Annotated in this window: 17 protein-coding genes; 6 read left to right on the top strand and 11 right to left on the bottom strand. The window is 72.0% G+C overall.

Annotated elements, in window-relative coordinates; genetic code table 11:
• The first annotated feature begins 23 nt into the window (after nt 1-23).
• Complete coding sequence (locus ACFYNP_RS06175; RefSeq protein WP_388783086.1) at nt 24-2,453, top strand: Tex family protein; 2,430 nt, start codon at nt 24-26, stop codon at nt 2,451-2,453.
• 66 nt (nt 2,454-2,519) lie between these two features.
• Here ACFYNP_RS06175 and ACFYNP_RS06170 read toward each other — a convergent pair whose 3' ends face one another.
• The 5 genes from ACFYNP_RS06170 to ACFYNP_RS06150 all read right to left on the bottom strand — a co-directional run bounded on the left by ACFYNP_RS06170 (nt 2,520) and on the right by ACFYNP_RS06150 (nt 8,926).
• The gene (locus ACFYNP_RS06170; RefSeq protein WP_388783083.1) at nt 2,520-3,848 is read right to left on the bottom strand and encodes a glycosyltransferase; all 1,329 of its coding nucleotides are present in this window, start codon (nt 3,846-3,848) and stop codon (nt 2,520-2,522) included.
• A 188-nt stretch (nt 3,849-4,036) separates the two neighbouring features.
• Nucleotides 4,037-5,179, bottom strand: a complete 1,143-nt coding sequence (gene wecB / locus ACFYNP_RS06165) for a non-hydrolyzing UDP-N-acetylglucosamine 2-epimerase (RefSeq protein ID WP_388783080.1) — start codon at nt 5,177-5,179, stop codon at nt 4,037-4,039.
• Between the two features lie 215 nt (nt 5,180-5,394).
• Nucleotides 5,395-6,087 carry a response regulator transcription factor gene (locus ACFYNP_RS06160; RefSeq protein WP_388404468.1) on the bottom strand — a complete coding sequence of 231 codons (693 nt, stop codon included), beginning with the start codon at nt 6,085-6,087 and terminating at the stop codon, nt 5,395-5,397.
• On the bottom strand, nt 6,084-7,211 hold the full coding sequence (locus tag ACFYNP_RS06155; RefSeq protein ID WP_388783077.1) for an ATP-binding protein: 1,128 nt from the start codon (nt 7,209-7,211) through the stop codon (nt 6,084-6,086). The genes ACFYNP_RS06160 and ACFYNP_RS06155 overlap by 4 nt, the downstream gene beginning before the upstream one ends.
• 77 nt (nt 7,212-7,288) lie before the next feature.
• On the bottom strand, nt 7,289-8,926 hold the full coding sequence (locus ACFYNP_RS06150; protein ID WP_388783074.1) for an ABC-F family ATP-binding cassette domain-containing protein: 1,638 nt from the start codon (nt 8,924-8,926) through the stop codon (nt 7,289-7,291).
• 202 nt (nt 8,927-9,128) lie between these two features.
• On the opposite strand from ACFYNP_RS06150, the gene ACFYNP_RS06145 reads away from it, so the two are divergent.
• Nucleotides 9,129-9,905: a thioesterase II family protein gene (locus tag ACFYNP_RS06145; protein WP_388404459.1), complete on the top strand. Its 777-nt coding sequence runs from the start codon at nt 9,129-9,131 to the stop codon at nt 9,903-9,905.
• A 40-nt stretch (nt 9,906-9,945) separates the two neighbouring features.
• On the opposite strand, the gene ACFYNP_RS06140 is transcribed toward ACFYNP_RS06145, so the two are convergent.
• Nucleotides 9,946-11,931: a Xaa-Pro dipeptidyl-peptidase gene (locus ACFYNP_RS06140; protein WP_388783072.1), complete on the bottom strand. Its 1,986-nt coding sequence runs from the start codon at nt 11,929-11,931 to the stop codon at nt 9,946-9,948.
• A 212-nt stretch (nt 11,932-12,143) separates the two neighbouring features.
• On the opposite strand from ACFYNP_RS06140, the gene ACFYNP_RS06135 reads away from it, so the two are divergent.
• Nucleotides 12,144-13,676 carry a M1 family metallopeptidase gene (locus tag ACFYNP_RS06135; protein ID WP_388405210.1) on the top strand — a complete coding sequence of 511 codons (1,533 nt, stop codon included), beginning with the start codon at nt 12,144-12,146 and terminating at the stop codon, nt 13,674-13,676.
• Nucleotides 13,677-13,848: 172 nt separating this feature from the next.
• The gene (locus ACFYNP_RS06130; protein ID WP_388783070.1) at nt 13,849-14,874 is read left to right on the top strand and encodes a LacI family DNA-binding transcriptional regulator; all 1,026 of its coding nucleotides are present in this window, start codon (nt 13,849-13,851) and stop codon (nt 14,872-14,874) included.
• Nucleotides 14,875-14,982: 108 nt separating this feature from the next.
• On the opposite strand, the gene ACFYNP_RS06125 is transcribed toward ACFYNP_RS06130, so the two are convergent.
• Together ACFYNP_RS06125 and ACFYNP_RS06120 are read right to left on the bottom strand one after the other, a co-directional pair.
• The gene (locus ACFYNP_RS06125; protein ID WP_388783067.1) at nt 14,983-15,861 is read right to left on the bottom strand and encodes an oxygenase MpaB family protein; all 879 of its coding nucleotides are present in this window, start codon (nt 15,859-15,861) and stop codon (nt 14,983-14,985) included.
• A 195-nt stretch (nt 15,862-16,056) separates the two neighbouring features.
• Nucleotides 16,057-16,530 (bottom strand): hypothetical protein, encoded by a 474-nt coding sequence (locus ACFYNP_RS06120; protein ID WP_388783065.1) that lies wholly within the window; start codon nt 16,528-16,530, stop codon nt 16,057-16,059.
• 173 nt (nt 16,531-16,703) lie between these two features.
• Here ACFYNP_RS06120 and sph point away from each other — a divergent pair, with 173 nt between their 5' ends.
• Entirely contained in the window at nt 16,704-17,687 is a 984-nt protein-coding gene (gene sph, locus ACFYNP_RS06115; protein WP_388783062.1) for a sphingomyelin phosphodiesterase, read from the top strand.
• A 227-nt stretch (nt 17,688-17,914) separates the two neighbouring features.
• Nucleotides 17,915-18,766: a MerR family transcriptional regulator gene (locus ACFYNP_RS06110; RefSeq protein ID WP_388783059.1), complete on the top strand. Its 852-nt coding sequence runs from the start codon at nt 17,915-17,917 to the stop codon at nt 18,764-18,766.
• 73 nt (nt 18,767-18,839) lie between these two features.
• On the opposite strand, the gene ACFYNP_RS06105 is transcribed toward ACFYNP_RS06110, so the two are convergent.
• The 3 genes from ACFYNP_RS06105 to ACFYNP_RS06095 form a co-directional block, all read right to left on the bottom strand.
• On the bottom strand, nt 18,840-21,014 hold the full coding sequence (locus tag ACFYNP_RS06105; RefSeq protein ID WP_388783057.1) for a 3-hydroxyacyl-CoA dehydrogenase NAD-binding domain-containing protein: 2,175 nt from the start codon (nt 21,012-21,014) through the stop codon (nt 18,840-18,842).
• Nucleotides 21,015-21,074: 60 nt separating this feature from the next.
• Nucleotides 21,075-22,289, bottom strand: a complete 1,215-nt coding sequence (locus ACFYNP_RS06100; RefSeq protein ID WP_388404438.1) for an acetyl-CoA C-acetyltransferase — start codon at nt 22,287-22,289, stop codon at nt 21,075-21,077.
• A 113-nt stretch (nt 22,290-22,402) separates the two neighbouring features.
• Nucleotides 22,403-23,545 carry an acyl-CoA dehydrogenase family protein gene (locus ACFYNP_RS06095; RefSeq protein WP_388404436.1) on the bottom strand — a complete coding sequence of 381 codons (1,143 nt, stop codon included), beginning with the start codon at nt 23,543-23,545 and terminating at the stop codon, nt 22,403-22,405.

The raw sequence follows: 23,545 nt of genomic DNA, 5'->3' as shown, positions 1-23,545 counted from the left end.
TCAGCGAGAAGGCGGTACGGCACGTGACGACGTCCATCGAAGGCAGGATCGCCGAGGAACTCGGCGTACGGGAGCGGCAGGTGAAGGCCGCCGTCGAGCTGCTCGACGGCGGGTCCACCGTCCCGTTCATCGCGCGCTACCGCAAGGAAGCGACCGAGATGCTGGACGACGCCCAGCTGCGCACCCTCGAAGAGCGGCTGCGCTATCTGCGCGAGCTGGAGGACCGGCGCACCGCGATCCTGGAGTCCGTACGGGAGCAGGGCAAGCTCACCGACGCCCTGGAGGCGCAGATCCGGGGCGCCGACACCAAGGCCCGCCTGGAGGACATCTACCTGCCGTTCAAGCCCAAGCGGCGCACCAAGGCGCAGATCGCCCGCGAGGCCGGCCTGGAACCGCTCGCCGACGGCCTGCTCACCGACCCGTCCGTGGACCCGCTCGCCGCGGCGGCCGCGTTCGTGGACGCGGACAGGGGCGTCGCCGACGCGGCGGCCGCCCTGGAGGGCGCCCGCTCCATCCTCGCCGAGCGCTTCTCCGAGGACGCCGACCTGACCGGCGAGCTGCGCGAGCGCATGTGGGCGAAGGGGCGCCTCGCGGCGAAGGTCCGTGAGGGCAAGGAGGAGGCGGGCGCCAAGTTCGCCGACTACTTCGACTTCACCGAGCCGTTCACCGCGCTCCCCTCCCACCGGGTGCTCGCGATGCTGCGCGGCGAGAAGGAGGAGGTCCTCGACCTCGTCCTGGAGCCCGAGGAGCCCTCGGCCGAGCCCGGCCCCTCGACGTACGAGAACATGGTGGCGCGCCGCTTCGGCGTGTCCGACCGGGGGCGGCCCGGCGACAAGTGGCTCGCGGACACGGTGCGTTGGGCCTGGCGCACGCGCATCCTGGTGCACCTCGGCATCGATCTGCGGCTGCGGCTGCGCACGGCCGCCGAGGACGAGGCGGTCCGCGTCTTCGCCTCCAACCTGCGCGACCTGCTGCTCGCCGCCCCGGCCGGCACCCGCGCCACGCTCGGCCTCGACCCCGGTTTCCGTACCGGCGTGAAGGTGGCCGTCGTCGACGCGACGGGCAAGGTCGTCGCCACCGATGTGATCCACCCGCACGTCCCGGCGAACAAGTGGGACCAGGCGCTGACGAAGCTGGCCGGTCTCTGCCGGGAACACGCGGTCGAGCTGATCGCCATCGGCAACGGCACCGCGTCCCGCGAGACGGACAAGCTCGCCGGTGAACTCATCGCCCGGCACCCGGAGTTGAACCTCGCGAAGGTGATGGTGTCGGAGGCCGGCGCCTCGGTGTACTCGGCCTCCGCGTTCGCCTCGCAAGAGTTCCCGGACATGGACGTGTCGCTGCGCGGCGCGGTCTCCATCGCCCGTCGGCTGCAGGACCCGCTGGCCGAGCTGGTGAAGATCGACCCGAAGTCCATCGGGGTCGGCCAGTACCAGCACGACCTGTCCGAGGTGAAGCTCTCACGCTCCCTCGACGCGGTGGTCGAGGACTGTGTGAACGGCGTGGGCGTGGACGTCAACACCGCCTCGGCACCGCTGCTTTCCCGTGTGTCCGGCATCGGCTCGGGCCTCGCCGAGAACATCGTGGCGCACCGCGACACCAACGGCCCGTTCCGCTCGCGCCGGGCCCTGAAGGATGTGGCACGGCTCGGTCCGAAGGCGTACGAGCAGTGCGCCGGCTTCCTGCGCATCCGCGGCGGCGATGACCCGCTGGACGCCTCCAGCGTGCACCCCGAGGCGTATCCGGTGGTGCGGCGGATGGTGAAGACGGCGGGCAGCGAGGTCGCGTCCCTCATCGGCAACACCGGGGTGCTGCGCTCGCTGCGGCCGGACGACTTCGTGGACGAGACCTTCGGTCTGCCCACGGTCACCGACATCCTGCGCGAGCTGGAGAAGCCGGGCCGCGACCCGCGACCGGCGTTCAAGACGGCGACCTTCAAGGAGGGCGTCGAGAAGATCGGCGACCTGGCCTCCGGGATGGTCCTCGAAGGCGTGGTCACCAATGTGGCGGCGTTCGGCGCGTTCATCGACATCGGCGTGCACCAGGACGGCCTCGCCCATGTCTCGGCGCTGTCGAAGACGTTCGTGAAGGACCCCCGGGACGTGGTGAAGCCGGGCGACATCGTGAAGGTGAAGGTCCTCGACGTCGACGTGCCGCGCAAGCGGATCTCGCTGACGCTGCGGCTCGACGACGACGCGTCCGCGCCGGGCGGCGGCACGCCGAAGCGGGAGCGCGGCGAGCGTGGCGGCCAGGGCCAGGGCCAGGGCAGCCGGCCGCCGCAGCAGCGACAGGGACAGCAGCGCCGGGGCGGCTCCGGCGGCGACGCCCGCGGCGGGAACCGGCAGGGCGGCGGCCAGGGCCGCACCTCGGCGCCGGCGCCCGCCAACAGTGCGATGGCGGACGCCCTGCGCAAGGCGGGCCTGGTCGACCCGAAGGGCCGCGGCGGCCGCTGAGCCGGACGGTGACACGGGCGCGGGCGTACGTCGACTGACGTACGCCCGGGCCTGGTTGACGGCCGCTCAGCCTTCGAGGGCGGTCGGGCCGGCCGTGACCGGCTCGGCGTTGCGGCGGGTCTTGGCCCAGCCCGTGCGGCCGCGCAGGCTGCGGACGAAGCCGCGCGTCGAGACCACGAACAGGTGGTACGCGTACAGCCACAGGGCGAAGCCCCACAGCACGCCCGTCACACGTGAGGCCTCCGGGGCATGGTCGCGCCGGTAGACCGGGCCCCACAGCACGAACGGGCCGATGGAGAGCGCGGCGAGCACCAGCGTCAGCGGCCACGTCGCGAGCGAACCGAGGCCGCCGAGCACCAGCATCCAGGCGCACATCACGAGGGTGAGCAGGTGTGCGACGGGCTGGAAGAACGTGTACAGCGTCTCCAGGACACCCGCGCCGGTGTACTGGCGCGAGGACAGGATGCGGGCGGCGTAGCGCACGCACTGGAGGTTGCCCTGGGCCCAGCGGGTGCGCTGGGTGAGCAATCGGCGGGCGTGCGGCAGGCCTTCCTGGGAGACCCAGGTGTCGGCGACGTGCGTGACCCGGTAGCCGGCCAGGATCATCTGCAACCCGAGCTCGTAGTCCTCCAGGAGCGCGCCGCGCTGCCAGGGGCGCCGCTCGGCGGCGGCGATCCGGTCGAGTGCCGAGAGCCGGGTGAACTGGCCGTTGCCGCCGAGCCCGACCGAGCCGGTCCGGGCCCGCAGCAGCTGCATGCCCGCGTTGGACACGGCGAACTCCATGTCCTGGACGCGTACGAGGAGCCGGGCGAAGGTGTTGACGATGCGGCCCCGGTCGGGCAGCGGGCACGCGTCGTCGACATTGCGCATCCGCACGCCGACCTGTACCCCGCCGACCTCCGGATCGGCGAACGCGGCCGGCCCCGAGACGAGTTCGAGTGCGCGGGGGTCGAGGCGGCCGTCCGCGTCGACGACGCAGACGACGACCCGCTCCCGGTCCGCCCCGCCGGGCAGGAAGTCCCCGAGCTGCTCATAGGCGGCGTTCAGTGCGTGGCCCTTGCCGGTACGCGCCTCGGGCCGCACCCGGCGGACCAGGTGCACACGCCGATCGCCGTCGGCGAGCCCGGCCACGATGAGCCCGGTCCGGTCGTCGCTGTCGTCGTCGATGACCCAGACGTGCGCCGCGGGAAAGTCCTCGCGGAGCTGTCCCACGGTGTCGCCGACCACGGCCTCCTCGTCCCGGCACGGCACGAAGAAATGCCACTCGAACCCCTCGGCGTCCCCGGCTTCGGTCTCGTCCCGCCGCAGATAGGCGTGCCGGGCACCGGCCCAGTAGAGCAGGAAGCACCCGAGGAGGAAGAAGGGAAAGAGGAAGAGGAGCAGGCTGTTGGGCATGGGGGTCCTTGACGGTCGTGAGCCGGTGGCGGCCCGTTTGCGGGAGGGGAGGGTGCTCGGGGATGTGTGGGGGCGCGGGGAACCGAGCGACCGGCCACCTGCGGCCCGCAGCCGAGGAAGCACCCGGGAGCGGAACGGCCGGCCCTGCGGCCCGCAGCCGAGGAGCACCCGGGAGCGGAACGTCCGGGCTAGGCCACCCCTGCCCCCACGCGCTCCTCACTGCCGCCCCGCACCGCAAGCCCCGCCAGCAGCGCGACGATCCGCTGCGAGGCGAGCCCGTCGCCGAAGGGGCTGGGGAGGGCGGCGAGGCGGGCGCGGCCGGCCGGGCCCTCGGCCAGTCGACGACGCGCGGCATCCCCCAACTCCGCCCCCTTCCGCACCAGTTCGGCAAAGTCGGGCATGGCCTCCGGCCGCTCCGTGGAGTTCCGTACGACCACCAGCGGCCGGCCGAGGACCGTCACCTCCTCCTGCACGCCCCCCGAGTCGGACACCAGCAGCGCCGCGTGGCGGGCAAGGGCGAGGAACGTGCGATACCCCAACGGCTCGGTGACCTGGAGCGGTTCGAGGAGCGCCCCCAGACCCGCCGCCTCGATGCGCGCACGGGTGCGCGGGTGCAGCGGCAGCACCACCGGCAACTCGGGCGCCAGCGAGCCCAGTTCGGTGAGGACGGCCCGCAGCGCCGCCGGATCGTCCGTGTTCTCCGGCCGGTGGACGGTCGCCAGGACGTACCCGTCACCGACGAGCCCGAGCCGCTCCAGCTCCGCGAACTGCTGCGCACTGGTGGGCATCTGACCGCGTACCGCTTCCACGACCGTGTTCCCGGTGACCTCGATGCGCCCGGCCGGAACGCCCTCCGCCAGGAGGTTGTCCCGGTTCGCGGACGTCGCGGCGCACAGCACGTCCGCGAGCCGGTCGATGAGCACCCGGTTGTGCTCCTCGGGCATGTTCCGGTCGTGGCTGCGCAGCCCCGCCTCGACATGGACGAGCGCGATCCCGCGCGCGTTGGCGGCGAGCGCGCCGGAGAGCGCCGCGTTGGTGTCGCCCTGGACGACCACCGCGCGCGGCGGCTCGGCCGCGAACACCGCGTCGAGCTGGGCCAGGGCCGCCGAGATCTGGACCGCGCGGGGCCGCCCGCCGATGCCGGTGAGGTAGGTCGGCTCGGGTATCGCGAGGTCGGCGAGGAAGCGGCCGGAGAGCTCCTCGTCGTAGTGCTGCCCCGTGTGGACGACATGCGCGGCAGGCCCCAGCAGGCGGATCAGCTCGGTCAGCTTGACCAGCTCGGGGCGGGTGCCGAGGACGACGGCGATGCTGCGGGGCGGCAGGGCGGGCACGGAAACTCCAGGTACGGACCGGCGGGGACGTCCACGAGAGTGGCCGGTGTCCGTTGCGCACCCGGATGGCGTTCGGTTGCTCGACGGTTGCGAAGCCGCCAACCGGACAACCCGGGCCTTTCGGCCCTGCCGCAGCCGGGACCTTCGCCCCGCAGCCCGGACCCCGCCGCACCGCACCGCACCGCACCGCACCGCACCGCACCGGCAAGGGAGCCTCAGGCCTCCCGGTCCCCCCGGTACCGGTAGCCCAGCCCCCGTACCGCCTCAAGGGGGTCGGACTCAAGGCTCCCCGCCGCCTGCTGGAGCTTGCGCCGCACCCGCAGCACCGCGAATTTGACCCGCTCACGGCCGACGCCCTGGGGGTCGTCCCACACCTGGTCGAGCAGCTGGTCGGTGGTGACGACCCGGCCCCGGTTGCGGACCAGGACCTGGAGCAGCCGGTACTCGATGTCGCTGAGCCGCACCTCTTCGCCGCGCCAGACCGCTGAGCGCCGCTCGGGCACGAGGCGCAGCGCCTCGTCGTGCGAGGCTCCGGCCCAGCGGGCGGGTGAGGCGCGGCGCAGCAGGGCCTCGACCCGGGCAAGCAGCTCCTCGTTGCCGAACGGCTTGGGCAGATAGTCGTCGGCGCCCGCCCGCAGCCCGCGCACCCGGTCGCTCTCGGCGCCCCGCGCGGTGAGCAGCAGGACCGGCAGGTCGGTCATGTCGCGGGTGCGTTCCAGGACCTGCCAGCCGTCGAGTCCCGGCAGGCCCACGTCCAGGACCATCAGGTCGGGGCTGTCGGCGAAGAGCCGTCGCAGCCCCTCACGGCCGTCCGCGGCGGGCACGACCTCGTATCCGGCCCGGGTGAACAGGATGCGCAGGGCCATCGCCACGTCGGGGTCGTCCTCGACGACCAGGATCCGCGTCATCGCCCGGCCCCCTCGGCGGGTGGCCCCGCGACGGGCAGCCGGATGCGGAACACCGCTCCCCCGCCCCCGGCGTCCGAGACGGTGAGCTCGCCGCCGTGCCGGCGCACGATCTCACGGCTGATGGTGAGGCCGAGCCCGGTGCCGGGGAAGCCGCCGGTCTCGGCGTTGGGAGCGCGTACGAAGCCGGAGAAGATCTCCTCGCGGTACTGCTCGGGCACGCCGATCCCGGTGTCGGCCACATCGATGTGCCACCGGTCGCCGTGCGGGGCCGCGTCGATCTCGATGCGGCCACCGGGCGGGGTGAACTTGGCAGCGTTCTCAAGGAGGTTGGCGAGCACGTGCGCCAGGCGGTGCTCGTCGCCGTGCAGCGGCGGCCCCTCGGCGCAGCGCAGCGCCACGAACACCCCGGCCCCCGAGGTGGTGGCCATCCGGTCGAGCACGGCGTGCTGGAGCATCCGCGCCACGTCCACCCGGCCGAACTCCATCCTCAGCTGCGGCGACCGCAGCCGGGCCGTGTCCATGAGCGTGGTCATGACGCCCTCCATCCGGGCGGCATTGCGCCGGATCGCGGCCAGGAGAGCGCTCTGATCGGTGTCGAGCGGGCCCGACGCCGGGTCGGCGAGGAGCTCGCAGAAGCTGAGGATCGAGGTCAGCGGGGTGCGCAGGCTGTGCGAGGCGAGGGCGAGGAACTCGTTGCGCTGTCCGGCGAGCTCGGCCAGGGCGGCGTTGTCCCGTTCGAGCGCGTGCTCGCGGCGCTTGTCCTCGGTGATGTCCTCCGCCGTCCACAGCGATCCGAAGGGCACCCCCTCGGCGTCGTACAGCGGCTCCACGTCCCGCCGGATCACCCGGCCGTCGGTGAGAGCGATCTCGGCGGCCCGGTGGATGTGGCGGGCGGCGATCGCGTGGGTGGTGTCGACGACCCAGGTGGGCCGGTCGGCGAAGGTGTCGCACACCGCGTCGACGACCGGGGCGAGCGGGGCGCCCGGGGTGGTCGCGACGCGGCCCGCGAGGGCGAACATCTCGGTGAAGCGCCGGTTGACGGCGATCACGATGTCGTCGCCGCCTTGAACGATGGCCGCCCTGGGCAGCGCTTCCAGGACGGCTTGGAGTCGGTCGCGGTGCACCCGCCCACCGTACGCTCGGGCCACCGGGCATCCCGGTCGCGAACGCGCGCGTCCGGGCTCCGGTGACCCGGGCGGAGTCAGAGCTCGGTGACCTTGCCGTCCGCGACTTCCAGGCGGCGCGACGTGTGGACCGCGTCCAGCATCCGGCGGTCGTGGGTGACCAGGAGCAGGGTGCCGGTGTAGGAGTCGAGCGCGGACTCCAGCTGTTCGATGGCGGGCAGGTCGAGGTGGTTGGTCGGCTCGTCGAGCACGAGGAGGTTGACGCCCCGGCCCTGGAGCAGTGCGAGGGCGGCCCGGGTGCGCTCGCCGGGCGAGAGCGAACCGGCCGGGCGCAGCACGTGGTGTGCCTTGAGTCCGAATTTGGCGAGCAGGGTCCGCACCTCGGCGGGCTCCGTGTCGGGGACCGCCGCGCAGAACGCTTCGAGCAGCGACTCCTCGCCCAGGAACAGGCCGCGCGCCTGGTCGACCTCGCCGACGACGACACCCGAGCCGAGCGCGCCCTGCCCCGCGTCCAGCGGCAGCCGCCCCAGGAGGGCGGCGAGCAGAGTGGACTTGCCCGAGCCGTTGGCGCCGGTGATGGCGACCCGGTCGGCCCAGTCGATCTGCAACGACACGGGCCCGAAGGTGAAGCCCTCGCGGTGCACCTCGGCGCCGTTCAGCGTCGCGACCACCGCGCCCGAGCGGGGCGCGGCGGCGATCTCCATCCGCAGCTCCCACTCCTTGCGGGGCTCGTCCACCACGTCGAGGCGTTCGATCATGCGCTGGGTCTGACGGGCCTTGGCGGCCTGCTTCTCGCTGGACTCGCTGCGGAACTTCCGGCCCAGCTTGTCGCTGTCGGTGGCCTTGCGGCGGGCGTTCTTGACGCCCTTGTCCATCCAGGAGCGCTGCATCTGCGCGCGGCCTTCGAGGGCGGAGCGCTTGTCGGCGTACTCCTCGAAGTCCTCCCGGGCGTGCCGGCGGGCGGTGTCGCGCTCTTCGAGGTAGGCCTCGTAGCCACCTCCGTACAGGTTGATCTGCTGCTGGGCCAGGTCGAGTTCGAGGACCTTGGTGACGGTGCGGGCGAGGAACTCGCGGTCGTGGCTGACGACGACGGTGCCGGCCCGCAGCCCCTTCACGAACGCTTCGAGCCGCTCCAGGCCGTCCAGGTCGAGGTCGTTGGTCGGCTCGTCGAGCAGGAAGACGTCGTAGCGGGACAGGAGCAGCGAGGCAAGGCCGGCGCGGGCGGCCTGGCCGCCGGAGAGCGCGGTCATCGGCTGGTCGAGCCCGGTGGTCAGGCCGAGGGAGGCCGCGACTTCCTCGGCCCGCTCGTCGAGGTCGGCGCCGCCCAGCGCGAGCCAGCGCTCCAGGCTGTCGGCGTACGCGTCGTCGGCGCCCGGGGCACCGTCGACCAGGGCCTGGGTCGCGGCGTCCATCGTCTCCTGGGCGGCGGCGACCCCGGTGCGGCGCGCGAGGAAGTCGCGGATCGTCTCGCCGGGGCGCCGGTCGGGCTCCTGCGGCAGGTGGCCGACACTCGCGCCCGGCGGGGAGAGCCGCAGCTCGCCCTCTTCGGGGGTGTCGAGCCCGGCGAGCAGACGCAGCAGCGAGGACTTGCCCGCCCCGTTGGGTCCGACGAGGCCGATGACGTCGCCGGGGGCGACCACGAGGTCGAGCCCGGCGAACAGGGTGCGGTCGCCGTGGCCGGCGGCGAGGTCCTTGGCGACGAGAGTGGCAGTCATGAGGTGTCCGATCCTAAGCCGTCACCCGCCCCGCCCTCACCCCGTCCCGCGCGCCGGACACGGGCCCCGCGTGCCGGACGTCACGCCCGGGCCATGGCCGGAACCCCACACCATCTGCCGCGCGCGGTGCGAGACTCCCCGGTAGCCGGCCCCACCGATCAGCCGGTGGCCGGCCCCACCCGATCACGGAGGTTTCCGCACCATGAGCACTGCCGCGCCGCTCCGCTGGCTCGTCGCCGGGGCGCCGCGTCCCGGCGCGCCCAAGCTGTACTGCTTCGCGCACGGGGGCGGTTCGGCCACGGAGTACCTGCGCTGGGCCCGCGACCTGCCGGACGCGGAGCTGTACGCCGTGCAGCTGCCGGGCCGGGGCTCGCGGTACAACGAGACGATGTTCGCATCGATGGACGCGCTGGTGGCGGCGTTCCTCGACGAGGTGTCGCCGGGCCCGGCGCCGTTCGCGTTCTTCGGGCACAGCCTCGGCTCACTCATCGCGTACGAGATCACCCGCGCCCTGCGCGACGCGGGCCGGCCGCTGCCGTACCGGCTGGTCCTCTCGGGCTACCCGGCGCCGCACCACCGCCACGTGCGCGTCGCGGACCCCCTGCACCGGCTGCCCGACGACGAGCTCATCGACCGGGTCTCGGGACTGCACGGCGGCATCCCTCAGGAGGTCCTCGACTCGAAGGAGCTGCGGGAGCTGGTCGTCGGCGCGCTGCGGGACGACTACCGCGTCCTGGAGACGTACGCCTGGCGTGAGGCGGAGCCGCTGCCCGTGCCGATCACCGTGTTCGGCGGCAGCGCGGACCACGCGCGTGCCGAGCTCGACGCCTGGCAGCAGCACACCACGGCGGACTTGACGGTACGTCAATTCCCGGGCGGTCACTTTTATTTGCGCGAGGATCCCGCTCCGGTACTGCGGGAGCTGGCGAAGGCCGTGGCACACACCACGCCCTCCGCCACGCCCCGCCCGGCTCGCTGAGCGGGCCCGGGCGAACCCCGGACCGGCGGCCGCGGCCGAGTCAGCTGCCGGTGCCCCCCGGCACCCGCTGCGTCATGCGCGGCACCGGAACGCCCTGGGGCGAGGACGGCTGACCGCCGAGCCGCGCGGGCGTCCCCGTGGTCGCCCGCGCGAAGGCCCGGGCGCCGCCGACGAACGGCACCTTGGCGGCGGTGCGTGCCAGGTCCACCGTGAGGGTCGGCTTGCTCGCCGCCGGCTCGATGAGCCCGTTGTCGGTACCCGCGACGATCAGTGCGAGCCGGTGTCCGGCCGGTACGACGTGGTCGGTGGCGGCCAGGTCGAGCGTGATCGTGTACGGCTTGCCCGGGGTCAGTGCCACGCCCCGGGTGGCCGAGGCGTAGTGGCCGAGATCGGCCCAGCCCCGGCTGAACACCGTGGCGCCCACGTCCGCCTTGTCGGCGGAGGTGGTGAGGTAGCAGGAGCTGTCGCCGGCCGTGCTCGCGCCCCAGCAGGTGCGGTCGCTTCCGGTGAGGATGCCCTCGCCGTTCCCGGAGTAGTTGCGGATCGTGTCGGGCCCGAGGTCCACGAGGACGGCCGAGAGGTGGGCGCTGCTGGTGGTGGGCGTCGCGGTGACGGTCACCCTGGACGAGCCGGACACCCGCAGGTCCCGGGTCAGCGGCTGGGTGACGAACCCGGCCTTCTCCGGGGTGGACTTGTCGATCGCGGCGGCCCAACTCGTCTCGTCGAGCGCCGGGTTGTCGGTGAACGTGGCGGTCGACTTGGCGGGGGCGGACTTCAGCGAAAGCCCGCCGACACCCGCCACGGGACCGCTCACCGGGTGCAGTTCGGTCGCGGCGGTGCCGGCCGGCGGCCACACGCGGTCGGTGCCCCACTGGTCGGGGTGACGCTCGACGTCGGCCATCGGCTGCCGCTCGATGCCGTTGTCGTAGCCGAGGAGGTAGTGGTCGAACCACTGGTGCAGGGTGTCCACCCAGGCGCCGCGCCGGTAGTCGAACGGGTCGACATGGCCGGTCTGGGACAGCCAGATCTTGCGCTCGACGCCGTTCTTGGCGAGCGCGTCCCACCACTGGCCGAAGTTCTTCGTACGGACGTTGAGGTCCTGCATGCCGTGCACGACGAACACACTGGCCTTCACCTTGCGGGCGTCGAGCACATAGTCCCGGGCGGTCCAGAACGTGGTCCAGTCGCCGTTGCGCGGCGCTCCGTCGACCAGCTTCTGCTGCGCCGCCGCGCAGCGGGCCTGCGCGTCCGGGCTGTCGACGTAGCCGGCCAGGTCGGCGGGGCCGCCGTCGTAGAGGGCCGCGCCCTTGGCGAAGTAGTAGTCGTACCAGGACGAGATCGAGCTGATCGGCACGATGGTCTTCAGGCCCGCGACACCGGTGGCGGCCACACCGTTGGCGATGGTGCCGTCCCAGCTCTTGCCGATCATGCCGGTACGGCCGTTGGTCCACCCGGCGGTGGCGCGCTGGCTCCCGGTGCGGCTCGTGTAGGCACGGCCCCGGCCGTTCAGCCAGTCGACGACCGCCTTGGCGGAGAGCACGTCGGACGGGCCGCCGACGTCCACGCAGCCGTCCGATCGATTGGTTCCGGCCAGGTCCACGCCGACCACGGCGTAGCCGAGCGGCACGAAGTAGTTGTCGTAATACAGCGGCATCTGCACGACGTTCCCGTGGGCGTCGTAGGTCTTGAGCTGGCTCTCGTTGCCGCGTCCGCAGCAGGAGTAGTACGGGCTCGCGTCCATGATGACCGGGACCTTGCGGCCCTGCTGTGCGGGTTCGCGCGGCCGGACGATGTCGACGGCGACCCGGTCGTTCCGGCCGTCCCCGTCGCCGTCGAGCCCGGTGTCGACCCAGACGGCCTCACGGACGGCGTTCTCGTACGAATAGACCGGCAGGCTCTCCTTGGCGTGGGCCGCCTGAGCACCCCCCGGCGCCAGAAGCACCGCCGCCAGGGCGGCCACGGCCGCGAGGACGAGTGTGCGAAGGGATCGTGATCTGTGGCGGGTGCCCCGCGCGCGTATCGGCATGGCCGGAAGGTACTCCGGTCAACTCCCGCGCAAAAGGGGGCAGTCGACGGACCGAAGCGAACGAAGGGGCACAAGTCAACATGTCGGCCGAATGGCGATCGTGTGACAGAAGGAGCCATGGACATGACCGGGACCGAAAGGGCTGAATAGGCTCCGAAGAGATCGTTCACCATCGTTCACCCCACGACGACACTGACGACTTGGAGCTTTTCGTGCACCGCAAAATCATCGCCCCGAGCGTGCTCGCCGCCTCCCTGCTGCTGGTGATCCCGGCATCGGCCGCGGACTTCACTCCGGGCGCCCCGGGCATCGGCGACCCCTACTACCCGGCCAGCGGCAACGGCGGCTACGACGTCTCGCACTACGACCTGAAGCTCAAGTACCAGCCCAGGACAGACCTGTTGGAGGGCACCGCGACACTGCTCGCCACCACCCAGCAGGACCTGTCCCGCTTCAACCTCGACTTCGGCCTGGCCGTCAGCGAGGTGCGGGTGAACGGCACCAAGGCCACCTTCGCGAGGTCCGGCAGCCACGAGCTGGAGATCACCCCGGCCACGCCCCTGCCCAAGGGGCGCTCCATCACGGTGGTCGTGAAGTACGCGGGCAAGCCCTCCGAGCTCAAGGTCGACGGCTGGACGGCCTGGGCGCGCACCCCGGACGGCGGGGTGGCGGCCCAGGAACCGGACTCGGCCGTGTGGTGGTTCCCCTCCAACGACCACCCGCTGGACAAGGCCACCTACGACATTTCCGTGAAGGTGCCCGACGGCAGCCAGGCCATCAGCAACGGCGTTCTGCAGAGCCAGAGTTCGAAGCTCGGCTGGACCACCTACAACTGGCGATCCAACAAGCCGCAGGCCTCCTATCTGACCACGCTCGCGGTGGGCAGGTTCGACATCACCACCGACAAGACGGCGAGCGGACTGCCGGTCCTCAACGCGTACAGCAAGGACCTGGGCGACAACGACGGGGCGGCGCGCGCGAGCATCGAGCGCACCAAGGACGTCACCGAGTGGCTTGAGAGCGTGTTCGGCAAGTACCCCTTCAACGCGGTCGGCGGCTACGTCCCGAACGTCCCGAGCCACTTCGCGCTGGAGACGCAGACGCGCCCGTTCTACAGCCCCGCCCAGTTCGCCAATGGCGCCAACGTGTCCGTGGTCGTCCACGAGTTGGCGCACCAGTGGTACGGCGACAGCGTCTCGGTCAAGGGCTGGAAGGACATCTGGGACAACGAGGGCTTCGCCTCGTACGCCCAGTGGCTCTGGTCGGAGAAGGAGGGCAACGGCACCGCCCAGGAGCTGGCGGACTGGGTGTACGCGCAGCACCCCGCCGACGACCCGTTCTGGAAGGTCAAGCCGGGCGACCCGGGCCCGGACAACCAGTTCGACGACGCCGTCTACGACCGGGGCGCCCTGGCCATCCAGGCGCTGCGCAACACGGTCGGCGACGCGTCCTTCTTCAAGATCCTCAAGGGCTGGCCGACCGAGCACGCCTACGGCAACGCGGCCGTCGGCGACTTCGTGAAGTACGCCGAGAAGGTCTCGGGCAAGCCGCTCGCGGAGCTCTTCGACACCTGGCTCTTCCAGCCGTCGAAGCCCTCCGACTCGGCGGCCGCGAAGGCCAGGTTCGGCGCGCGGGCGGGTGTGACGGCCACCCCCTCGGCCCAGGGCGTCAACCCGGTGAAGCCGGCGGAGCCCAAGTCCTGGAAGCAGATCGTCGCCTCGCACGCGGCCCACGCCCAGCACTGACGGGCCGCGGCGGACAGCGGTAGGGGCGGGCCCCGGCGGGTGTACCACCGCCGGGACCCGCCCCTACCGCGTGAGAGCGCTCTCTCCACGGGCGTCCGGGCAGCCGATACGCTGCCGGGCGACGCAGTCCGCCCAGGGGCCGCTCGCGGTCCGCCGATGAGGAGAAACCGCCTTGACCGAGCAGTACTTCGGGACGCGACCCACCCTCGAAGCCGTCGCCGCGCGCGCCGGCGTCTCCCGGGCCACCGCTTCCCGGGTCGTCAACGGCGGCACCGGGGTGCGCCCGCCGCTGGTCGACAAGGTGCGTCAAGCGGTCGAGGAGCTGGGCTACGTACCCAATCCCGCGGCCCGCTCCCTGGTCACCCGGCGCACGGGAGCCGTCGCCGTGATCGTCGCCGAGCCGGAGACCCGGTTCTTCTCGGACCCCTTCTTCTCGCAGCAGATCCGCGGGATCAGCAAGGAACTCTCCGCCCACGACGTCCAGTTGGCGCTGCTGCTCGTCGAGGGTCCGGACGACTACGGACGGATCTCACGCTATCTGACGGGGGGTCACGTCGATGGGGCCCTCGCCTTCTCGCTCCACGACGACGACCCGCTGCCCGCGATCACCCGTGGCGCGGGCATGCTGACGGTCTTCGGCGGGCGACCCGGCTTCCCCGCCGCCGTCCCCTACGTCGACGCCGACAACCGGGGCGGCGCGCGGGAGGCCGTGCGCCATCTGCTCTCGCTCGGCCGCCGGGGGATCGCGCACATCGCGGGCCCGCTGGACCAGACGGCCTCCACCGACCGGCTCGCCGGCTACCGCGACATGCTCCCGGAAGCCGACCCCGCACTGGTGGCGGAGGGCGCGTTCACCACGGCCAGCGGAGCGCGGGCGATGTCCGAACTCCTCGCGCGACGGCCCGAGTTGGACGCGGTGTTCGCGGCCAACGACCTGATGGCCTCGGGTGCGCTGCGCGTACTGCGCGAGCACGGCCGAAGGGTGCCCGAGGACGTCGCACTGGTCGGCTTCGACGACATGGTCTCGATCGCCGAGGCGGCCGACCCTCCACTGACGACCGTCCGCCAGGAGATCGAGGAGATGGGCCGCCTCATGGCGCGCCTGTTGCTGCGCGGGCTCGACCAGGGCGTGGCCGGACCGGGCGCCCCCTCCTCGGTGATCACGCCGACCACGCTGGTCCGGCGCGCCTCGGCGTAGGGCGTCAGCCTCTGCGCCCGGGGAAACCGGTAGGGCCTGCCCGGGACGTGGGGTCGGGGCGGTGACCCGCGATCGGCCGGTGCGCTGACCGCTCGCCGGACCGACCGGTCAGCGCGGGGCCGGGCTCCGTCGCGCCGAGCGGCGGTACTCCGCCCGGGCCCGGCGCGCGAGCGGCAGATAGCGCACCCGCTCGGGAAGCAGCGGCGTGACCACGCGCACCGCCCGTCCCAAGCGGCGCAGGGTGCGTTCCTGCTCGTCGCTCCAGTCGAGGCCGATCGCCTCGCGCGCCTCCGGCGGCATGAACCCGATGGTCACGAAGCGGCGGAAGCGGGCGAGCGGCGGCAGGAGCACCGGCCAGAGCGCTCTCAGGAGCAGCCTCAGCGGCAGCGGACCCCGGTCGGGTGCCGGGACGGGCCGGTCGGTGGCGACGAGTTCCTCGACGACCGCGTTGGTGCCGATCTCGTCGGCGAGGATCTTGCGGTAGTAGGGCCAGAACTCCTCGATGGTCCCGGGCATGTCCCGGTCGTTGATCCCGAGGATCCGGCCGACCTGGAGCCACTCCGCGTACAGCGCACGGTGCTGGGCGTCGGTGAAGGGGCGGCCGAGGTACTGCTGTGCGTGGGCGTAGACGGGGTATCCGGTGGCGTGCACCCACGCGTAGTAGGCGGGGTCGAGCGCGTGGTAGCGGCGGCCGGTGGCGTCGGTGCCCTGGATGGTCTTGTGGAGTTCCCGGAGCCGGCGCCCCTCCTGCGCCGCCCGCTCGCCCCCGTACACCCAGAGCTGGAGCGAGCGCAGAGAGCGCTCCCCGCGCCCCCACGGGTCGGTGCGGAACACCGAGTGCTCGTCCACCCCTGCCCCGACGGCGGGGTGCGCGACCTGCATGGTGAGGGCGGCGGGCAGGGCGAGGAGCATCCGGGCGTCTCCGGCCAGGCTCCACAGCACGCCGCCGGGCGGCGGTGGCGCGGGCGGGACGTCGCGGCGGCTCATGACGGGCTCCCTGGGACTGGCGGGGCTGATGGTGCTCCTGTGACTTGAGGGATTCCAGTATGCATTCCCGCAGGTCACAGCCGCACCTGGGCCCGCGCGCGCAAGGCCCCGCACGGCAGGACGCAGCCCTCGGCCACCCCTGGCGAACCCCCGGCAGCGGGAGCGCTCGGGCCGCCGGGGCGCAGGAGGATCGGATCAGCGCTCGGCCGGGGCGGTCAGTGGCTCACCGAGGATGCGGCCGGCGAGGTCGGCGGCCAGGACGTCGACGTACGGGCGCAGCTCGGACTCGGCCGCCGCACGGGCCGAAGCGATCCGCTCGGCGCCGGCGGCGAGCAGCGCGTCCCGCTCGCGGGTGCCGTCCGCGCGGGCCGCGGCCATCGCCGCGACACCCTCCTCCTTGGCCTGCTGACGGATGCGGGCCGCTTCGTGGCGGGCGTCGGCCAGCTCGGCCTCGTACCGGGAACGCACCTCTGCCGCCTCGGCGAGGATGGCTTCGGCCTCGTGCGTGCGCCCCGTCGTCAGCGCCTCGCGCTCCTCCAGCATCCGCTTGACGCGGGGCAGCAGCACGCCCGCCAGGATGCCGAAGCAGAGCAGGAACAGCACCAGGCCGATCAAGAGGTCGGGCACCGTGGGGTTGAGGGGGCCCACATCCATCGGGAGAAGCTTCACGCCCGGCACCTTCTCTCTCGTACGCGCTCGTGACCGAATGTCGCCCGCGCATTCGTACTCGTGATCGTACGACAGGGGTAAGGCAGTGGGCGCACGGCGGTTACCTCTAGGTAACCGCAGCTGCTTTGATGTGCGCGCCGGTCCAAATCCCCACTCCAGACACAGGAGTTCACGTGCCGCACTCCTCGCTCCGCCGGGTCCACGGGGCGGTCCTCGCCGCCTCGCTCGCGGCCGCCGCCCTGACGGCAGCCGCCCCCGCCCAGGCCGCCGCCGAGCCGCCCCGGCTGAAGGTGCTGACGTACAACACGTTCCTGATGAGCCAGAGCCTGTACCCGAACTGGGGGCAGGACCACCGGGCGCAGGCGATCCCCGCCGCACCCTTCTTCCAGGGCAACGACGTCGTCGTGCTCCAGGAGGCGTTCGACAACTCCGCCTCGGACGCGCTGAAGCGGAACGCCTCCGCCCAGTACCCCTACCAGACGCCCGTCGTGGGCCGGAGCAAGGACGGCTGGGACGCCACCGGCGGCGCGTACTCCTCGACCACGCCCGAGGACGGGGGCGTCACGCTGCTCAGCAAGTGGCCGATCCTGCACAAGGAGCAGTACGTCTACAAGGACGCGTGCGGCTCCGACTGGTGGTCCAACAAGGGCTTCCTCTATGCCGTGTTGAACGTCAACGGCACCAGGGTGCACGTCGTCGGGACCCACACCCAGTCGACGGACTCCGGGTGCGGCGCGGGCGAGGCGGTCAAGGACCGGGCCGCGCAGTTCAAGGCGATCAAGTCCTTCCTGGACGCGAAGAACATCCCGGCGAGCGAGGAGGTCATGGTCGCGGGCGACTTCAACGTGGACTCGCACGGTCCCGAGTACGCCTCGATGCTCGCCAACAGCGGTCTGGTGGGCGCCGATTCACGCACCGGCCACGCGTACTCCTTCGACACCTCGGAGAACTCCATCGCCCGCTACCGCTACCCCACCGACCCGAGCGAGGACATCGACTACGTCCTGCACCTCGCGGGTCACGCCCGTCCCTCGGGCTGGAACAACAAGGTGGTGCAGGAGCCCACCGCGCCCTGGACGGTGAGCAGTTGGGGCACCGACTACACCTACACCGACCTCAGCGACCACTACCCGCTCCAGGCCGGAAGGACCGAGTAACCGGCCCGGCCCCCACCTCGGCAGCCGGCCCCGCGCCGGCGGCACCCCGGCCCCGGCCGGCCCGTACCCACCGGCCGGCCGGGGCCTTCCCGTGCCGTGCGGCACGGCCGTGCCGGTCTTCAGGATCCCGGGCGTATTGAGCAGTCCTGGTGAGACAGCAATACTGTTGCACCGGATCGGCCGCGCACGCGGGCGGCCGGGAACCACCGGGGAGGCGAGGGACTGCCATGGCGACGGAGACCGAGGAGCCGACACTCACGGTTGACGAACTGGCCGCGCGGGCCGGCGTCACCGTGCGCACCATCCGCTTCTACAGCACCCGGGGCCTGCTGCCGCCGCCGGTGATCGGGCCCCGCCGGGTGGGCCACTACGGGCCCGCCCATCTGTCCCGGCTCGCGCTGATCGAGGAGTTGCAGCACCACGGGATGACGCTGGCCGCGATCGAGCGCTACCTCCAGCAGCTGCCCGCCGATCTCAGCGCGCACGACCTGGCCATCCACCGGGCCGTGGTGGCCTCCTGGGCGCCGGACTCGGCGGACGACGCGAGCCGCGCCGAGCTGGAGCGGCGGGCCGGACGCGCGCTGTCCGCGACCGACATCGACCGGCTGGCCGCGATGAACGTCCTGGAACGGATCGCTGGTTCGCCCGACACCTTCCGGGTCGATCCCGGTCTGCTCGCGCTGGGGGTGCAGCTCCTGGACGTGCCCATCGCACACGAGACGATCCTGGCGGCCCGCACGGTGCTCATGGAGCACACCCGCTCGGCCGCCCACGAGCTGACCCGGCTGTTCCGCGACGAGGTCTGGAACCCGTACCGGGAACGGGAGTCGGACCCCGATCACGTCGAGGCGATGAAATCGCTCTCCGCTTACATGCAGCCGATGGTGCTCCAGGCGCTCGTCACCGCCTTCCAGCGCTCCCTCAAGGAGGAGCTGCGGGCCGCCTTCGGCACGCCGGACCCTGGATCCCCCCAGGGGCGTGGGGAACCGCGCGACCAGCCCCCACCGCCCCGCGCACCGGACGCAGCCCCCGCCGAAACACCCCGCACCAGCCCAGACGCCGAAGCGCCGCCCCGCTAGGGGCGCGGGGAACCGGGCGCGCGGCCCAGCTCGCCGCGCCCCCGGACCCACGCCCCCGAACCCGGCGGAGCGCCTACGCGTCCTTGAACGTCTCGCCCTTCTCCGCCTTCTCTACGAGCAGCGCCGGCGGCTGGAAGCGCTCTCCGTAGCGCTCGGCGAGTTCACGGGCGCGGGCCACGAAGCCGGGCAGGCCGCCCTCGTACCCGTTGATGTACTGGATGACGCCGCCGGTCCAGGCCGGGAAGCCGATGCCCATGATGGAACCGATGTTGGCGTCGGCGACCGAGGTGAGGACGCCCTCCTCGAAGAGGCGGACGGTGTCCAGGGACTCCGAGAAGAGCATTCGCTCCTTCATGTCCTCGAACGGGATCTCGTGGCCGGGCTTGGCGAAGTGCTCACGCAGGCCCGGCCACAGCTTGCCCCGCTTGCCGTCCTCGCCGTACTCGTAGAACCCGGCGCCCCCGCTGCGCCCCGGGCGGCCGAACTCGTCGACCATGCGGTCGATGACCGCGTCCGAGGGGTGGCCGGGCCAGACGCCACCGGCCTCCTCGACGGCCCGCTTCGTCTCGTTGCGGATCTTGCGCGGCAGGGTCAGGGTCAGCTCGTCCATCAGCGAGAGCACCTTCGCCGGGTAGCCGGCCTGGCCCGCCGCCTGCTCGATGGAGGCCGGCTCGATGCCCTCGCCGACCATCGCGACGCCCTCGTTGATGAAGTGCCCGATCACGCGGGAGGTGAAGAAGCCGCGCGAGTCGTTCACGACGATCGGCGTCTTCTTGATCTGGCGTACGAGGTCGAAGGCGCGGGCCAGGGCCTCGTCGCCGGTGCGCTCGCCCTTGATGATCTCGACGAGCGGCATCTTGTCGACGGGCGAGAAGAAGTGCAGGCCGATGAAGTCGGCCTGGCGCGAGACCCCTTCGGCGAGGCCCGTGATGGGCAGCGTCGAGGTGTTGGAGCAGAGCAGCGCGTCGGGGGCGACGACGTCCTGGATCTCCTGGAACACCTTGTGCTTGAGAGCGGTGTCCTCGAAGACCGCCTCGATGACGGCGTCGCAGCCCGCGAGCGCCCCCGGGTCGGCGGTCGGCGTGATCAGGGCGAGCAGTTCGTCCCGCTTGGCCTCAGTGGTGCGCCCGCGTGAGAGCGCTTTCGCGAGGAGCTTCTCGGAGTACGCCTTGCCCTTCCGGGCGGCCTCGATCGACACGTCCTTGAGGACGACCTCGATGCCGGCCCGCGCACACGAGTACGCGATGCCCGCGCCCATCATTCCGGCGCCGAGGACGGCGACCTTGCGCACAGGTCGCGGCTCGATGCCCTGGGGGCGGCTGACCCCGGAGTTGACGGCCTGGAGGTCGAAGAAGAACGCCTGGATCATGTTCTTCGAGGTCTGCCCGGTGACCAGCTCGGTGAAGTACCGGGCCTCGATGGTGAGAGCGGTCTCGAAATCGACCTGGGAGCCCTCGACGGCGGCCGCCAGGATGTTGCGCGGCGCCGGATAGGGCGCGCCCTGGAGCTGCTTCTTCAAGTTGGCCGGGAAGGCGGGCAGGTTGGCGGCGAAGCGCGGGTTGGACGGGGTGCCGCCGGGGATCTTGTAGCCCTTGACGTCCCAGGGCTGCTGGGACTCGGGGTGGGCGTCGATGAACGCGCGCGCCTTGGCGAGCATCTCCTCGGGGCTGGCGGCCACTTCGTGGACGAGACCGTTTTCGAGGGCCCGCCGCGGAGAGTACTGGGTGCCCTGGAGCAGCACCTTGAGCAGCGCGTCGGTGATGCCCATGAGCCGTACGGTGCGGGTCACGCCGCCGCCCGCCGGGAGCAGGCCGAGCGTGACCTCGGGCAGGCCGATCTTGGAGCCGGGCGCGTCCAGGGCGACGCGGTGGTGGGAGGCGAGAGCGATCTCGTAACCGCCGCCGAGGGCAGCGCCGTTGATGGCCGCGACGACCGGCTTGCCCAGCGTCTCGATGCGGCGCAGCGAGGCCTTGATGGCGGTGCCGGTGTCGAAGGCCTGCTGGGCGAGCTCGGGGCCGACCCGGATCATGTCCTTGAGGTCGCCGCCCGCGAAGAAGGTCTTCTTGGCGGAGGTGTAGATGATGCCCCGGATGGAATCCTTCTCGGCCTCCGCGCGCTCCGCGACGGCCGCGATGGAGTCCTTGAACGCCTGGTTCATGGTGTTCGCGGACTGGTTGGGGTCGTCGAGTACGAGGGTGACGACGCCGGTCTCGTCCTGTTCCCAGCGGATGGTCGTGCTCTTCGTCATTGCTGAATTCTCCGTGTGGGTCCGTGTGGGTCCGTATGAGGGGATGCCGGAACAGGACGGTCAGAGACGCTCGACGACGGTGGCGATGCCCATGCCGCCGCCGACGCACAGCGTGGCGAGGCCGTAGCGCAGGTCGCGGCGCTCCAGCTCGTCCACGAGGGTGCCCAGGATCATCGCGCCGGTCGCGCCGAGCGGGTGGCCCATGGCGATGGCGCCGCCGTTGACGTTGACCTTGTCGAGGCTGAGGCCCATGTCCTTGACGAAGCGCAGCACGACCGCGGCGAAGGCCTCGTTGATCTCGACGAGGTCGATGTCGTCGATGGTCAGACCGGCCTTGGCGAGCGCCTTGCGGGTGGCGGGCGCGGGGCCGGTCAGCATGATGGTGGGCTCGGAGCCGGAGACGGCCGCGGAGACGATGCGGGCCCGCGGGGTCATCCCGTACCGCTCGCCGACGGCCCGGGAGCCGATGGCGACGAGCGCCGAACCGTCCACGATGCCCGAGGAGTTGCCCGCGTGGTGGACGTGGTCGATCTCCTCGACCCAGTGGTACTTCTGGAGCGCGACGGCGTCGAAGCCGCCCATCTCGCCGATGCCGGCGAACGACGGCTTGAGGCCGGCGAGGGAGTCCGCGGTGGTGCCCGGGCGCATGTGCTCGTCGTGGTCGAGGACGACGAGCCCGTTGCGGTCCTTGACGGGCACGACGGACCGCGCGAACCGGCCGTCCTTCCACGCCTCGGCGGCCCGCTCCTGGGACAGCTCCGCGTACTCGTCGACGTCGCGGCGCGAGTAGCCCTCCACGGTGGCGATGAGGTCGGCGCCGATGCCCTGCGGGGCGAAGTTGGTGTCGAAGTTGGTCATCGGGTCGGCGAACCAGGCGCCGCCGTCGGAGGCCATCGGAACGCGCGACATGGACTCGACGCCGCCGGCGAGGACGAGGTCCTCCCAGCCCGAACGGACCTTCATGGCCGCCATGTTGACCGCTTCCAGGCCCGAGGCACAGAAGCGGTTCTCCTGGACGCCGGCGACCGTGTCGGGCAGTCCGGCGGCGATCGCCGCGATGCGGGCGATGTCGGAGCCCTGGTCGCCGACCGGGCCGACGACGCCGAGCACGATGTCGTCGATGGCGGCCGGGTCCAGGCCCGGGAAACGCGCCTGGATCTCGTGGATCAGGCCGACGACGAGGTCGATCGGCTTGGTTCCGTGCAGGGCGCCATTGGCCTTGCCGCGTCCGCGCGGGGTGCGGATCGCGTCGTACACATACGCTTCGGTGCTCAACGTCGGGGCCTTTCGGATGAGGGTGGTTCCGGGGAACGGAGGCGGGCCGGGTGAGGGCCGCGTGGAGTCGGCCGAGCGGGAACGGCCGGGTCGGCCTGGCGGGACGGCCGGGATCAGCCGAGCAGGGAACGGCCGATGATCTCCTTCATGATCTCGGTGGTGCCGCCGTAGATCGTCTGGATGCGGCCGTCCGTGAAGGCCTTGGCGACCCGGTACTCGGTCATGTAGCCGTAGCCGCCGTGGAGTTGGAGGCAGCGGTCGGCGACGCGCTTTTGCAGTTCGGTGGCCCACCACTTGGCCATCGAGGCGTGCACGGCGTCCAGTTCCCCGGCCGCGTGATCGACGATGCAGCGGTCGAGGAAGGTGCGCGTGACGGCGCACTCGGTGGCCATCTCGGCGATTTCGAACCGGATGTGCTGGAGCTTGGACAGCGGCCGGCCGAAGGCCTCGCGCTCCTTGACGTAACTCGTGGTGATCTCCAGGAGGTGTTCGGCGGCGGCGATCCCGGCGACCGCGATGCCCATCCGCTCCTGTGCGAGATTGGTCATCAGATGGATGAAGGCGCCGTTGAGCTCGCCGAGGAGATTGTCCTTCGGAACGCGCACGTCGTGGAAGAACAGCTCGGCCGTGTCCTGCGACTTCTGCCCGATCTTGTCGAGGTTGCGGCCGCGCTCGAAGCCCTCGGCGCCACGCTCCACGACGATGAGCGACAGCCCCTTGGCGCCCCCCTCGGGGGTGGTCTTGGCCACCACGACGACCAGGTCGGCGAGGATGCCGTTGGAGATGAACGTCTTGGAGCCGTTCAGGAGCCAGTGGTCGCCCTTGTCCTCGGCCGTGGTGCGGATGCCCTGGAGGTCGGATCCGGCGCCCGGTTCGGTCATCGCGATGGCGGTGATGAGCGAGCCGTCGCAGAAGCCGGGCAGCCAGCGCCGCTTCTGCTCCTCGGTGCCGAGCCCGGTCAGATAGGGCCCGATGATGTCGTTGTGCAGGCCGAGCGCGAGGCCTGCGGCCCCGGCGCGGGTGAACTCCTCGGCGAGCACGGCGCTGTAGCGGAAGTCGTCCTGGCCGCCGCCCCCGTACTCCTCGGGCACGGCGAGCCCGAGCAGCCCCTGCTTCCCGGCGGCCAGCCACGCCTGCCGCGAGACGATGCCGTCCTTCTCCCACTGCTCGTAGTGCGGCAGGACCTCCTTGGCGAGGAAGGTACGGACGGTCTCGCGGAACGCCTCGTGGTCGGCGCTGAAGATCTGCCGTTTCAA

Source organism: Streptomyces sp. NPDC006691 (genome assembly GCF_042869955.1).
GTDB lineage: Bacteria > Actinomycetota > Actinomycetes > Streptomycetales > Streptomycetaceae > Streptomyces.
Note: the sequence above shows the minus strand (reverse complement) of the source record. Positions and strands in the feature narration are given on the sequence as shown.